Source organism: Sodaliphilus pleomorphus (assembly GCF_009676955.1).
Lineage (GTDB): Bacteria > Bacteroidota > Bacteroidia > Bacteroidales > Muribaculaceae > Sodaliphilus > Sodaliphilus pleomorphus.
In genome coordinates this window covers 1998695-2010741 of sequence record NZ_CP045696.1, presented here as the reverse complement: position 1 = coordinate 2010741, position 12047 = coordinate 1998695, and the positions used below count along the sequence as shown (strand labels likewise).

Below are 12047 nucleotides of genomic sequence, written 5' to 3'. Positions count from 1 at the left end.
GCATGCGCGCCGTCTCAGTCGTCGCACCGGCCGTTTTGGTCCACGGGCTCACCCTTGTAGGGCTCGATGTGGATGTTGGCAATCACGTTGCCCAGCTTGTCGCGCAGGCGATTTTCGACATGAGTCGAGATGTCGTGGGCCTGGGTCACGGTGAGGTTGCCGTCGACCTTGATGTGAAAGTCGACGATGTGCACGTTGCCGTTGTGGCGGCAGCGCAGGTTGTGATAGGCCCTCACGCCAGGCACACTGGCTATGGCGGCGCCTATGCGGTCGAGGTCCTCTTGCGGCAAGGTCACCTCGAGCAGCTCCTGCACAGCAGGCTTGGCCAGCTTGACGGCCACAGCCACAATAAACAGGCTCACTGCCATGCCGGCCACGGGGTCGAGTATCGTCCACTTGTGTCCCAGGTAGATGGCGCCGCCTATGCCCACAAGCGTGGCTATCGACGAGAGCGCGTCGCTGCGGTGGTGCCAGGCGTTGGCCTCGAGGGCCATGCTCTTGAGGTCCATGCCCACATAGTGGGTGTACTGGTACAGAGCCTCCTTGGTGGCGATGCTCACCAGGGCCATCCACAGGGCAATCATGCCCGGAGCTTCAAGCCGACGGCCCTCGACAAGCGCAGCCCACACCTTGGTGCCGCTGGTCCAGAAGAGCATCACGGCCACCACGGCCAGGGCCAGGGCTATGAGGAAGGTGGCGAAGGTCTCAAACTTGCCGTGCCCGTAGCGGTACACCTTGTTCACGCCGCGGGCCGAGACGCCCACAAAGACGATGACGATGATATCGGTGAGAAAATCGCTTATCGAGTGCACGCCGTCGGCAATCATAGCGCCCGAGTGGCCCACGATGCCAGCCACGATTTTCAGTATCGAGAGCACGCCGTTGCACCCAAACCCTATCCACGTGCACCGCTGTGCCGCACGGGCACGCTGCTCATCGGTCATTGTTGCTGCTTTGTTTTGTTTTTTCATTATTCCTGTGTACACTGCGCTTGCAGTGTCCTCCTTTTCATTAAGGTGCAAAAATAGTGATTTAAACGACACAATGCCCGTTTTTAACCAACTTTTTCACACCACGCGTCCCGCGTGCATCCACCACTGGCGCAGCCGCCGCCACCAACCGAAAATGAATTGTGTACCCCCCCCAAAAAATAGCAAGCTACTTGACTTGGCAGGAATCCAGGCATGAGATGGCGGCAGAATTGTGCAAACTGGATGGCACGCAAAAAAAATAGGCAACTATCTGTCACAGACGGTTGCCTTGTCATATTATAAACCCTATTGAATGTTAGTATATAGAAGTTGCAGTTTCCAGCCCTAAGAGGGCTGCAGACCACGATAATTAGTTGTCGTGTGTATGTATAAACAAATTAATGTGTGAATGTGTCAAAACTCATCACTTCACCTCCCACGTGCTGCCAGCCAGCACCATGTCGCGCAGTGTCTTGAAGTGGTGCTTCTCGGTGACATCTTCGGTTTGGGCAGCCACACACTCGTCGTAGGTGGGCGCCTCGACGTCGCGTATCACGCCTATGGCCAGTGGCAGGTCGTGACCGTCCATCATGGCCAGCTGCTGGTGCAGGAAGTTGTTCTGGCAGTGGGCGTCGTGCACGAGCACATCGTCGATGGTGTAGCCGTCCTGGCCCAGGGTCACGGCCTTGAGGCCGAAACCGTCTTGCACGATGCCCTTGTTCATTTCCTTGCCGAAGAGCATCTTCTGCCCATGTATGAGGTGGATTGTACGGTCGGCACGGGTCTCGCGAGCGGTGATGTAGTTGTTGATACCGTTGTTGAAGATCATGCAGTTTTGCAGTATCTCGACCACCGAGCAGCCCTTGTGACGGGCAGCGGCCACCATGATTTCCTGGCTTACCTTGAGCTCCACGTCGATGCCGCGGGCAAAGAAAGTGCCGCGAGCGCCAAACACGAGCTCGGCAGGAATAAACGGGTCCTCGACGGTGCCGTAGGGCGACGATTTAGACACGAAACCGCGGTCGCTGGTGGGCGAGAATTGCCCCTTGGTGAGACCGTAAATCTTGTTGTTTAGCAAAAGGAGGTTCAGGTCCACATTGCGCCGAACCTCGTGAATGAAGTGGTTGCCTCCGATGGCCAGGCCGTCGCCGTCGCCGGCGACTTGCCACACTGTCATCTCGGGATTGGCCACTTTAAAACCGGTGGCAACAGCCCCGCCACGGCCATGAATTGTGTGGAAGCCGTAAGTGTTCATGTAATAAGGAAGGCGACTCGAACAACCAATGCCCGAAATCACCGCAGTCATGTGAGGAGGTACTCCAAGTTGCGACATAGCCTTGTGCAGGACGTTGAGAATGGCGTGGTCGCCACATCCCGGGCACCAGCGCACGGCCTGATCGCTCTTGTAGTCCCCTGGTTGGTATATATGTTGTTGTGTATTGTTGTTGTTTTCTGCCATGATTATTCACCCTCCAAGATTGATTTGACGCCATCTACGATTTCGCTCACCAGGAACGGCTGTCCCTGCACCTTGTTGATGCGCCTGATGTTTAACTTAGGATTCTTAGCCTGCAGATAGTCGGCAAACTGGCCGCTATTGAGCTCGGCAACGATCACGCGCTTGTACTTGCCAAGCACTGCGCTGGCGTTGCGCGGCAGAGGATTGATATACTGGAACTGGGCAAAGTCGACCTTGATGCCTTGCTTGCTGAGTTCCTCAAAGGCGGTGTAGAGATGACCATAGGTGCCGCCCCATCCCACGAGCAGCGTGTCGGCCGGGACATCGCTGTCGCTCCTGACGGTGAGCTCGGGGATGTGGTTGGCCACCATGGCCACCTTGCGGGCGCGGGCTGCCACCATGCGCTCGTGATTCTCGGGGTTGTTGGAGAGGGCGCCGGTGTTGTAGTCCTTTTCCAGGCCGCCCACGCGATGGGCAAAGCCCTCGGTACCCGGGATGGCCCAGAAGCGCACGGCCTCGTCGTTGCGCATGTAGGGTGTCCAGTGCCCCTTCATGTCCTTGGTTACATAGTGGGGGTGAATCTCGGGATAGTCGCCTATCTCGGGGATGCGCCATGCACTCGAGCCGTTGGCGATGAAGGCATCGGTGAGCAGTATCACCGGGGTCATGTGCTCGAGAGCGATGCGTGCTGCCTCAAAGGCCATGTGGAAGCAGTCGCTGGGCGACAATGCTGCCAGCACCACCAGCGGGCTCTCGCCGCTGCGGCCATAGAGGGCCTGCTTGAGGTCGGTCTGCTCGGTCTTGGTGGGCAGGCCAGTCGAGGGGCCGCCGCGTTGCACGTCGATGAGCACCAGCGGCAGCTCGGCCATCACAGCCAGTCCCAAGCCCTCGCTCTTGAGCGACAGGCCAGGGCCCGAAGTTGTGGTCACAGCCAGGTTGCCGGCAAACGAGGCGCCAATGGCGGCGCATATACCGGCTATCTCGTCTTCCATCTGGCATGCCTTCACCCCCAGGTCGCGGCGCTTGGCCAGCTCGTGCAGGATGTCGGTGGCAGGCGTGATGGGATAGCTGCCCAGGAAGAGCTTGCAATGGCTCTTCTCAGAGGCCTCGATGAGGCCCCAGGCCGTAGCCTTGTTGCCGTTGACATCGGTGTAGATGCCGGGACGGCGGTCGTCGGTCTCGATGCGATAGGTCGACACCGAGGCATGTATGTTGTGGCCATAGTCGTAGCCGCCTTGTATCACCTTGGCATTGGCATTGAACACGGCCGGTTTCTTGGCAAACTTTTCTTTCAGAAATCTCAGTGGTGCATCCATGGGGAAGTTAAACAGCCAGCACACAAGGCCCAGGGCAAACATGTTGCGGCACTTCATCTGGCTCTTGAAGTCCATGCCGCTGTCTTTCAAGGCAGCTTTCACCATTTCGGTCATGGGCACCTCCACCACTTGAGTCTTCAGGCCCAGCTCCTTGTAGGGAGTCATGGTCTTGAAGTGTGCTTTCTCGAGATCGGCCTTCTTGAAAGAGTCGATGTCGACAATAGCAACGCCGCGCGGGCTCAGGAATTTCACGTTCTGCTTAAGGGCTGCAGGATTCATTGCCACCAAAACATCGCACTCGTCGCCAGGGGTGTGCACGCCATGGCCAATGTTGACCTGGAAGCCCGACACGCCGTTGAGCGAGCCTTGCGGAGCACGCACCTCGGCAGGATAGTCGGGGAAGGTAGAGATGATATCGCCTATCTCGGCCGACACATTGGAAAAGATGTTGCCAGCCAGCTGCATACCATCGCCGCTATCGCCTGAGAAGCGCACAACAATGCTTTGACGGAACTTTACATTGTTTTTTTCTAACATTATAATTTATGTATCAAAATTAGAAGTTATCGGCAATTCTCTGGTTGTGGAACAAGCCGAGTTTATAACCTTGTTTAAATTGCGGTGCAAAGTTACTGCTTTAGTATACAATAAAAAAACTTTATCTGAAATAGTTTGTTTAAAAATTGTTTATAAAGTAGAAAGCGCCCGGCCAGCCGCACCTGGAAGCAGCGCAACCTGCCCCAGGCTACCCGTTTACCGCCTGGCCGGCACGCTCGCCAAGAGCGATGCTGCACGCTTTGGGGCACAAAAATTTCACCATTATTTTTTCAATTTGTAAATTTGCAAAAAATTCAACGCGCAACAACAATGAGACAGCCCAACCAACGCAGAAACGGACAGCGACGCAAGTCGGGTCCCGACAACATACAGAAGTTCACAGTGCCCCAGGCCGGCCCCCTGCTCGAGGTGGCAGGCGCCATCCTGAAAGACCACACCCCCACCAAGGTGAAATCGATGCTGCGGCACAACCAGCTGGCCGTGAACGGCACGCCCAGCACCCAGTACAACCGCCCGGTGCAGGCCGGCGACGAGCTGTGGGTGAACTACGACGGCTCGTTTCGCATCTTCTCGCATCCCAAAATCAAGATTGTGTATCAAGACGACGACATCATGGTCATCGACAAGGGCTACGGCATGCTCTCGACGGCGGCCGGCCGCAGCAAGGACGAGACCGTGTTCAGCGTGCTGCGCGACTACGTGAAGCAGGGCAACGAGCACGCCCACATCTATGTGGTGCATCGCCTCGACCGCGACACCTCGGGCCTGATGCTGCTGGCCCGCACCGCCAAGGCCCGCGACAAGATGGTGAACAACTGGAACAAGATGGTGCCCGAACGCAAGTATGAGGCCATCGTCGAGGGCATTGTGCACAGCGACAAGGGCCACGTGATCAACTACCTGCGCAACGCCGACAACTACGAGGTGCTCTCGAGCGACGACCCCGAGCTGGGCGGCGAGAAGGCCACCACCCACTACTACACCCTGGAGCGCGGCAATCGCAACACCCACATGCTGCTGTGGCTGCACGTGGGCCACAAAAACCAGCTGCGGGTGCACATGAAGGACCTGGGGCACCCCATAAGCGGCGACCGCAAGTACGGCGGCCACAGCAACGCCATTCACCGCCTGGCTCTGCACGCCACCCACATCACCTGTGTGCATCCTGTCACCGGCGAGACGATGCACTTCGACTCGCCCATGCCCGCCGAGTTCAAGAAACTGCTGTAGCCTGCCGCCGTGAGACCCATCGACGACATCGAGCAGGTGAGAGCCCGCTACAATGTGTACTTGCAAGTGGAAAAAGGGCTCTCGGCCAACACCGCCGCAAGCTACGGCGACGACGTAGACAAGCTGCTGGGCTACATGGCCCAAAGCCACAAGCCTGTGGAGGAGGCCACGCTCGACGACCTGGAGACCTTTGTGGCCACGTTGCACGACGTGGGCATCGCGCCGCGCTCCACAGCCCGCATCATCTCGGGCGTGAAGAGCTTCTACAAGTTTCTTGCCGCCGAGGGCTACACCGATAGCGACCCCACACGGCTGCTGCCGGCCCCCAAACCAGGCAGGCACCTGCCCGAGGTGCTGAGTGTAGACGAGATCGACCGCATGATTGCCTGCATCGACATGAGCTCACCCCTGGGCCAGCGCAACAGGGCCATCATCGAGACGCTGTATGGGTGCGGACTGCGCGTGTCGGAGCTCACGGGGTTGCGCATCTCCCACATCTACAGCGACGAGGGCTATATCATCGTCGACGGCAAGGGCGACAAGCAGCGCCTCGTGCCCATCGACGACATCGCCCTTGAGCAAATCGAGCTTTATATGAAAAACACCCGCAGCCGCCAGGTCGTGAAGCGCGGCAACGACGACATCTTGTTTCTCAACAACCGCGGCAGCCAGCTCTCGCGCGTGATGGTGTTCTACATCATCAAGGACCTGTGCGAGCGGGCCGGCATCAACAAGACCGTGAGCCCCCACACGCTGCGCCACTCCTTTGCCACCCACCTGCTCGAGGGCGGAGCCAACCTGCGGGCCATACAGCAGATGCTGGGTCACGAGAGCATCACCACCACCGAGATCTATGTGCACATCGACCGCAGCCGCCTGCGCCAGGAGATATTGCAACACCACCCCCGCAACCGCCACCGGCAGTGACACAGTGGCACGGCGGCATCAATGGCCAAAGATGGAGGCGATGATCATGATGGCAAAGAGGATGATGAGGATGGTGGTGCAGCTGCAGCCGTAGGTGCGCACGCGCGGCTCGCGGCCGTCGTGGGTGGAGCGGTACTCGTCGATGAGGGCCTGCATCTGCTGGTCGGCCTCGTAGGTGCGTCGCTGCCCCGAAGGCAGATCGGTGTTGTGGGGAATGAGTATCTCGCGCGGGCCGCCGCCGTTGTAAGGGCCCACTATGTGGTTTTTCTCGAGGTCGGCGATGAGGTGCCGGGCGCGCTCGATAGAGATGTGGAAGTACTGCGCCATCTTGGGCGCCGAGACAGCATTGCAAGTGCGCAGGTAGTCGACGGCCTCGTCGTAGAGGGGGTCATGCTCCTGGCCAGTGATTTCGGCTATCGAGGGTGTAGCCGGCTGGCCGCCCGTGCCCTCGGGATGAAAGGGCGGCGGAGTCTCCTGCTGGTCCTCGACCTGCGGCCCAGCAGGCGCAACATCGCTGTGCGGCAGGGGCACATAGGCGTAGTCGCCGTCGATGGTGAGCACGGTTTGGCACTCGGGACACACCACCGAGCCTCCCATTGCCTGCAGGGCGCCGGTGTCGACCTCGATGGCATGGCCGCACTTGGGACATGTGTATTTCTTTATCGTAGCCATAGCTATTGTTTTTCCAGTTTAAGATCTTATAATTTGCCCACGAAAATATAGAGCAGGAAAAAGACGATCGTGGCCAGCGCCGAGTAGCCCAGGCACCCCCAGTAGGACAGGGGTGTCGTGTGCGAGCGGGGGCGGAGCGGGGGCGGAGTGGCTGCCCTTGGCTGGCGCGGGCGCGAGGGGCGAGGCTGGCGACAAGGCTGCGGCTGGCGGGCACGCGGGCGGGGGGGCTCGGGTGGCGCGACAAATGAAATGGGCCTGTGCCTGGACGGTGCCGAGGCTGCCGCACGGCGGGGCGAGGGCACTGGCGGGGGTGTGAGGGCTTCGTCGTCATCGCCGGCATCGGCGGGGACGGGCTCCTTGAACACGGCAAGGCAACGTGGACACACCACATTGCCGCGCTGCTTGCGCAGCTCGACTGCCGACACCTCGGTCACCTTGCCACACTTGGGACACTTCAATTTCATCTCACTGCATTGTTTTCATTTCACACATTTCTCACCACGGGCGTCATGCCTCGTAGTGTATTTTGGCTGGCGTCACAATGCGCCAGCGCCCGTTGTCGAGCACTGCACGGCCAGCTGCGTCGGTGACGATGCGGCGCATGCCGCCCGAGACCTGGATGTTATTGCCCGTGCAGGCACGCGTGAGGTTCTCGGTGGGCATCATGAGCGCCAGGCGGTTGACCTCGTCATCGTCGATGACGATGAAGCTGCCCGTGGTGCCGTCGGTCGTGGAGAGCTGGAAGATGCTGTTGCCACGCTCAAAGCGGGAGGATGCACCCATAAAGCGGCCGCTCTCGTCGGGGCGGGTCAAGTACACCACCTTGGCGACAGCGCTGCGGGGCGGCCGGCTGGCGGCATGCGGGGCGGCGGCACGCGAGGCGGCCGGTGGCCTGTGCAGGCTGGCCGCATTACCCTGCTCGACCTGGGAGAGTCGCTGGTCCATCACGCGCAAGGCGCTCTCGAGGGCCTCGGTGTGTTGCTGGAGGGCAGTGGAGAGTGCCTTGAGCTCGTCGCGAGCCATGCTGCGGGCATTGGCAGCGTCTTTCTTGGCCACGCAGGCCACAATGAGCCCCGTGGCGCCCACCACAAGCAGCAGCACGTTGATGATGAGCTGCACCCTGCCATCGGCAGGCTCGCCGCCAGGTTGCTGTTGCTGCCTCGGGGCAGGAGTGGCTTGCTGAGGCTCCTGCATGGCATTGATGGTCCTGTTCTCGGCGCTGTTGATGTCGACAACCGAAGCCTCGGCGGGGCTGGCCGAAGCCTCATGCGGGGCCGAAGCCTCGGCGGGGTGCTGCTGGGCCACTGCAGCTGCGGCTGCCAGCAGGCCAACGGCTATGATCGTTGCTAATCTTTTTGTCATGATACGATATCAATAAAAAAGTCAATACAATTACTATCTATATATACATATATACAATGCATTGTCGGGGTCACATCTTGGATATCACCTCGTTGCACAAGTTCTTGAGCAAGTTGTAGCGTATAATGCCTATCACCGGGTAGAAAAACGGCACATCCTCGATCACGGCGTTGTCCTCGTAGCGGCCCATCAAGTAGCTGCCTATGCCGGCGTTGAGATAGTTGGACACATTCTGCCCCACCACCTGCTTGAAGAGGCCGAACACCTTGGGGTCGATGCCGAAGTCGTCGCGGGTGACCGGATCGCACAGGTCGAGGAAGAACTGGTTGAAGGCGTTCACCTTGTCGACGAGGGCCGCACGCGTGTCGAGGTCGTTGACGTCGTGCATGGTCAGGACCTCCTTGTCGATCATCGAGTAGCAATACTTGATAGAGTTGACGTTGCGCGGCCGCATCATCTCGACCAGCGACTGCATCTCGGGGCTCGAGCTGGCATCGAGGCGCTGGTTCTCGAGGCGTATGCCGCCGCGGCAGGTGACCTGCTTGGGGAAATCGCGCTCGATCTTGATCGTGAACGGCTCGGTGTAGCGCTCGCCGAAGACGCGCTCGAGTATCGACTGGGTGAACTCGTTGACCAGGTCGGTGCTGCCCAGAATATTCAGTATCTTGCTGCCCGTACCCGAGAAGTAAACCTGCTTGGGCTTCACATAGCCGCGGTGCTTCATCGAGCTGGCGATGTAATAGATGAGCGCTGCATAGAAGTACATGAAGATGAGCTTGCGCTGGTCGTCGTTGCGCAGCAGGCTGTTGTAGCTGTAGAGGCTCAGGTCCATCTTGGGCATGTTGCGCAGCTGCTCCACATTCTCGATCGAGAAGAGGAAGGCGTTGATGTCCTCGCTGCGCTTGCCGGCCATGATGGTGTGCATGATGCTGTTGAGGTAGGTCACATCGGGGTTGCGGTCGACGAGCTTGCGGAAGTACTCGGTGTAGTGCCGCAACAAGGGGTTGTTGTCGGCATCGTTGCAGGTGAAGGCGTCGCCGAAGATGGCGTTGCCGGCAAAGCGGAACGACGAGATGGCCACTGGCACGGTCTTCTGCTGGTCGGCACTGGTCTGGTAGATGACCGTGTCGCTGGTGCCGCCGCCTATGTCGACCGACACATAGCTGCTGCCAACCACGTCGGCACTCTTGTAGTAGAAAGCCGGGGCTATCGACTCGGGATAGAAGTGCAAGTTGCTGTCGATGTCGCCGCCTAGGTAGGTGTTGTACAAGTCCTCCCAGGCCGTGTTGAGCTTGCCGCGGTCGCCACCGCCCATGCTCACCGGGTAGAAGTAGACCAGGCGCACCCGCTGCAGGTCGGCATTCTCAAGCAGGGCCTTGGCCCTGATGAGCATCACGAGCTCGCGCAGAAACTCCTTGGACAAGGCATTGTCGCCCATCCACTTGAGATTGGTCGTCACCTCGTAGCCGTCGAAGTACTGGCGCTCGTAGAGGAATGGAATGTTGATGTCGCCAAAGAGCGTGTGGCCGCCGGCACCGTTGATGTTGCTGGCCAGGGCGCTGCGCAAGGGGAAGCCGTAGACGTCGTCGATGTCGCGGGGCAGGAACTCGATGCGCTGCAGCTGCTCGGCGATGAGCAGCGAGTCTTTCTTGAGCAGCGAGGCGATGAGCACCTGCTCCTTGCCGTCGGCAAAGGTGAGCGGCCGCGACTCCTGCCCGCGCTCGGCCCACTCCACATGGCTGTTGGTTGTACCGAAATCGACTGCAAAGATAAGCTCCTTGTTGCTGGGCACATAGGGCTTCCAGCGAGGCACAATGATGCCCGTGAAGGTACCCAGGTCGTTGGTCACGGCGGCCTCGACATAGTCGAAGCTGCCCTGCAGGTCGTAGTAGCTGGTCTTGTAGCTGGCCACGGTGCGGGGTTTCACCGTGGCAGTCACGGGCTCGGGTGCGGGATTGTCGTGCATGAAGCGCAACGAGGCACCGCCGTCGGTGATGTAGGTGAACAACTGCACCTTGTAGCTGTCGCCATGGCCCGTGCGCACAAAGGGGAAGACGGCCATCGAGAGTTGCACGCCCTGGATGATGCGGCCGGTGCCCACATGCTCGTCAAAGGCCCACGAGGGGTCGTCGATGGGGGCATAGGTGCGGCTGAGCTCGATGTAGCGCTTCTTGACCGGGATGCGCAGGGTCACGGTCACAGTGCCGTCGCCCACCTCTACAATGTCGATCATGTTGCGGCCCAAGATGTGGCCTTGCAGGTCGCTGGCCGTGAAATACTTGAAAAACACTGGCGTGAGGGGCAGCAAGTAGCTGCTGTTGCTCTCGCCGTTGCCACGCACCAGGTTGCCGTCGAAGTAGTGGTCGCTGTCGATGGTGCCGCCCAGGCGCACGATAGAGGGCGTGAAGAAGTCGGCCGTGGTCAGGAAGGGGTATTGTATCGAGGTGTCGGGCAGGCGGCGCAGCTCGGGCGGCTCATTGCCGGCATAGACCTGCGTGGCGCTGTCCCACACGCGGTTGACATAGGTGTAACGGTCGATGGCGCCGTTGAAGTTGTTGCGCAGCACCAGCGGCAGTGTCTCGCCGGCTGCCTGCTGCAGAGTGGGACTGATGACAAAGTCGCTTTGGGCAACAGTCGAGCGTATATCGACGGGCTTCTTGTGATAGAGCGGTGCATCGAGCACGCTCACCGCATCCTCGCCCGAGAAAGGGGCAAAGTGCTGGTCGAGCTGCTGCCGCACCAGGCTCTCGCGGTCGGCTTGCAGGGCCAGGGGGTTGGGTATGACCTGGATGATGCGGCTGTAGAGCTCGGGCTTGTTGCGCTCGATGAAGCCCAGGTTGCGGGTCATGTAGCCATACACGCCTGGCAGCGAGCGGCGCAAGCTGGTGTAGGCATTGAAGAGCAAGAACATGTAGTACACAAAGTCGTCGTCGCGCTCCCACAAGTCGCGCATCGTGGAGAAGAGTTTCACATTGGGCTCCACGTTCACATCGTCGCGAGGCGCAGCGCCGGGCGCTGCCATGGTGAACGACGAGGGCGAGGTAGCCCCCACCACCTGGTCGTGCAGCATGATGATGTACCAATCGTTGAGCTGGTTGAAGTTGTACACCTTGTCGCTCTGCAAGAAGAGCTCAAGGGTCTGGCCGTAGAGGCGGTGCTCGGGCTCGGCCTTGAGCCGCTCAATCTCGGCAGCGCGGTTCCAGCGCACGATGTGCAGGTGGTCGCGGTGGTTCTCGTACTCAAAGAAGAGCTGCGCCACGTCGAGGGCATTGCTCACCATGATGAGCTCACTCACGATGCCCCGCATGCGGTCGCTGCCCGGCTGCAGGTGCTCGAAGGCGTTCTTCACCAGGTCGAGCTGGGCAAACGGGCTGGGGATGGCCGTGCGCGGATTGCGCGACATGCCGCCGTTGGGGTCCTTGATTTGGGCGATGTCGTCGTCCTGGTAGGGCTCTACCGGTATCCAGTCCTCGCTGCTGGTCTTGGTGGTCTTATTGTTGTAGGATAAAATGTTGCTCATAATTAATATTTAGTTCCGCAAAGTGGGAGGTA

10 protein-coding genes are annotated in these 12047 nt (G+C 59.6%); 3 read left to right on the top strand and 7 right to left on the bottom strand.

Annotation, left to right across the window (positions count from 1 at the left end; all coding sequences use genetic code 11):
• Positions 1 to 14: 14 nt before the first annotated feature.
• The 3 genes from GF423_RS08005 to GF423_RS07995 form a co-directional block, all read right to left on the bottom strand.
• Positions 15 to 971 (bottom strand): cation diffusion facilitator family transporter, encoded by a 957-nt coding sequence (locus GF423_RS08005; protein WP_235911506.1) that lies wholly within the window; start codon positions 969 to 971, stop codon positions 15 to 17.
• 424 nt (positions 972 to 1395) lie between these two features.
• A complete protein-coding gene (locus GF423_RS08000; protein ID WP_154327849.1) occupies positions 1396 to 2430 on the bottom strand; it encodes a 2-oxoacid:ferredoxin oxidoreductase subunit beta in 1035 nt (344 codons plus the stop codon).
• Between the two features lie 2 nt (positions 2431 to 2432).
• On the bottom strand, positions 2433 to 4283 hold the full coding sequence (locus GF423_RS07995) for a 2-oxoacid:acceptor oxidoreductase subunit alpha (RefSeq protein WP_154327848.1): 1851 nt from the start codon (positions 4281 to 4283) through the stop codon (positions 2433 to 2435).
• A 46-nt stretch (positions 4284 to 4329) separates the two neighbouring features.
• Between GF423_RS07995 and GF423_RS07990 the strand changes: the two genes are divergently transcribed.
• Genes GF423_RS07990 through xerD form a run of 3 tightly spaced genes read left to right on the top strand, consistent with a single transcriptional unit; the run spans position 4330 to position 6461 of the window.
• On the top strand, positions 4330 to 4584 hold the full coding sequence (locus GF423_RS07990; protein ID WP_154327847.1) for a hypothetical protein: 255 nt from the start codon (positions 4330 to 4332) through the stop codon (positions 4582 to 4584).
• Between the two features lie 29 nt (positions 4585 to 4613).
• Positions 4614 to 5534 carry an RluA family pseudouridine synthase gene (locus GF423_RS07985; RefSeq protein WP_154327846.1) on the top strand — a complete coding sequence of 307 codons (921 nt, stop codon included), beginning with the start codon at positions 4614 to 4616 and terminating at the stop codon, positions 5532 to 5534.
• An 18-nt stretch (positions 5535 to 5552) separates the two neighbouring features.
• Positions 5553 to 6461: a site-specific tyrosine recombinase XerD gene (xerD, locus tag GF423_RS07980; RefSeq protein ID WP_154329018.1), complete on the top strand. Its 909-nt coding sequence runs from the start codon at positions 5553 to 5555 to the stop codon at positions 6459 to 6461.
• Between the two features lie 18 nt (positions 6462 to 6479).
• Here the strand turns inward: xerD and GF423_RS07975 are convergent, their stop codons facing one another.
• The 4 genes from GF423_RS07975 to GF423_RS07960 all read right to left on the bottom strand — a co-directional run bounded on the left by GF423_RS07975 (position 6480) and on the right by GF423_RS07960 (position 12015).
• A complete protein-coding gene (locus GF423_RS07975) occupies positions 6480 to 7133 on the bottom strand; it encodes a DNA translocase FtsK (protein ID WP_154327845.1) in 654 nt (217 codons plus the stop codon).
• A gap of 26 nt (positions 7134 to 7159) precedes the next feature.
• Positions 7160 to 7597, bottom strand: a complete 438-nt coding sequence (locus GF423_RS07970; RefSeq protein WP_154327844.1) for a hypothetical protein — start codon at positions 7595 to 7597, stop codon at positions 7160 to 7162.
• A 43-nt stretch (positions 7598 to 7640) separates the two neighbouring features.
• Positions 7641 to 8495: a hypothetical protein gene (locus GF423_RS07965; RefSeq protein ID WP_154327843.1), complete on the bottom strand. Its 855-nt coding sequence runs from the start codon at positions 8493 to 8495 to the stop codon at positions 7641 to 7643.
• 70 nt (positions 8496 to 8565) lie between these two features.
• On the bottom strand, positions 8566 to 12015 hold the full coding sequence (locus GF423_RS07960) for a hypothetical protein (RefSeq protein WP_154327842.1): 3450 nt from the start codon (positions 12013 to 12015) through the stop codon (positions 8566 to 8568).
• Positions 12016 to 12047 lie beyond the last annotated feature (32 nt).